Here is a 1,881-nt window from a genome sequence, read left to right as displayed (position 1 = left end):
CGGCTCACGGCTCACGGCTCACGGCTCACGGCTCACGGCTCACGGCTCACGGCTCACGGCTCACGGCTCACGGCTCATTCAGGGCAAGAGCGGCAGGCCGCTCCTGGGGATAAAAGGCCGTATGCGGGTATGATGTAATGGCAGCCTGTCAGCTTCCCAAGCTGAATGCGCGGGTTCGATTCCCGCTACCCGCTCCAGCATTATCTGTTCTCCCTTTCAGCAGTTTTGTGAGAGGAAATACTGTTTTTTGTCGTTTTACTATAAGTATTTATATTATATCTCCCCCTTAATATTTAAATAAATATCCATGTTTAACGAATAGTTAAGCATAATAAACTATAAATATTCCAGAGATTATTTTATTGCAGATTCTCTATTGTTAAATCCCTCGTCTATTAAGTGTTAAATCTGTTTGTTGCGTGCGTGCGTAAGTAGAAATATTATTCGCAAATACGGGTTTATCATTATGCTTTTGCCTTGTGACATTGCGGCCAGGCCTGCTGTTCCGGCGCGTTCCGGCGCTATTGCACAAATTTTTTGCCGGTGCGGGGGCAAAAGGAGAATAAAGCGATTTTGCAGAAAAATTTTGCAATATGGTGCAGCGGCAGCGTTTTTTTGTTTTTCTACTTCAGCCGCTTATGCTGTAGATAATGCCACCTGGGCCGGCACTATTGTCTCAGCCCAATGGAATATACCGCTAAACTGGAAGGATACCGGGTCAATATTCGGCGGTGTGCCGACAGATACGGCAACATTCGGTTCCACCGGCTGGAGCTCGGTGAATCTTGGGGATATTGCGGGCGTTGTTCTTGGCAATACGCAGCAAATCAAGACCATGTATTTTACCAAAGATGCCCAGGCTTTTACTTTTAATATAGGCGGCCTTATAACCAGCGCCACGCTGATAGTTTCGGGCAAAGGCATTGTTAATGATTCTACCCAGCAACCGGTTTTAAATGTTGGCGGTTTTTTGGGCAAAGGCACATTATGCTTTACCAATGATGCGACCTCGGCCAATGCGGTTATTCGCGTCAATTCCAAGGGCAGAATTTGTTATATGGATAATGCCAGTGCCGGGACTTCCACTATTGAGGCGGCGGAAGATTCCGAGCTGGATTTTTCCGGCAATAGCTCGGCCGGGCAGGCACAGATTGATGTGGCAAAGGGCAGTAATGCCGTTTTTAGCGACAATGCCACGGCCGGCTCCTCGCAGATAAATGTTTCAGACGGCGCTACACTTGGTTTTCAGGACAGTTCTTCCGGCGGCACCGCTGCGATCAATGTCGGCCAAAACGGCAATGTCGGTTTTGGCGGTAATAGTTCTGCCGATAATGCACAGCTTAATGTCACCGATGGCGGTAAGGTTAATTTTGGCAATAAAACCAATGCCGGCAATGCAACTATCGGCACCTCCAATGGCGGCACGGTTGATTTTAATGACGGCAGCAATGGCGGCAATTCCGATGTTACTGTCGGCGCAGGCGGCGAAGCTAATTTCAATGATGATTCCTCCGCCGGCAATTCTGATATTGATGCCTCCAATGGCGGCAAAATAGGCTTTAATGATAATGCCAATGGCGGCAGTTCTACTATTGGCGTCTCTGACGGCAGCACGGTTGATTTTAATGATAACAGCAATGCCGGTAATTCTGATGTTACTGTCGGCGCGGGCGGTGAGGCTAATTTCAATGACGGTTCTTCTGCTGGAAACTCGGATATTGATGCCTCTAATGGCGGTAAAATAGGCTTTAATGATAATGCCAATGGCGGCAGCTCAACCATTGGCGTCTCTGACGGCAGCACAGTTGATTTTAATGATAACAGCAATGCCGGTAATTCTGATGTTACTGTCGGCGCGGGCGGTGAGGCTAATTTCAATGA

1 protein-coding gene and 1 tRNA gene are annotated in these 1,881 nt (G+C 48.1%); both read left to right on the top strand.

Annotated features, from left to right (window positions below; all coding sequences use genetic code 11):
- Nucleotides 1-123: 123 nt before the first annotated feature.
- Nucleotides 124-197, top strand: a tRNA-Gly gene (locus DPQ22_RS07860).
- 389 nt (nucleotides 198-586) lie between these two features.
- Nucleotides 587-1,881, top strand: a 1,295-nt coding sequence (locus DPQ22_RS07855; protein ID WP_150214885.1) for a beta strand repeat-containing protein, incomplete at its 3' end; no start/stop codon positions are given.

The sequence above is a fragment of the Candidatus Tokpelaia sp. genome (assembly GCF_008636115.1).
Taxonomy (GTDB): Bacteria; Pseudomonadota; Alphaproteobacteria; order Rhizobiales; family Rhizobiaceae; genus QLZD01.
This window is presented reverse-complemented; position numbering and strand designations above follow the sequence as displayed.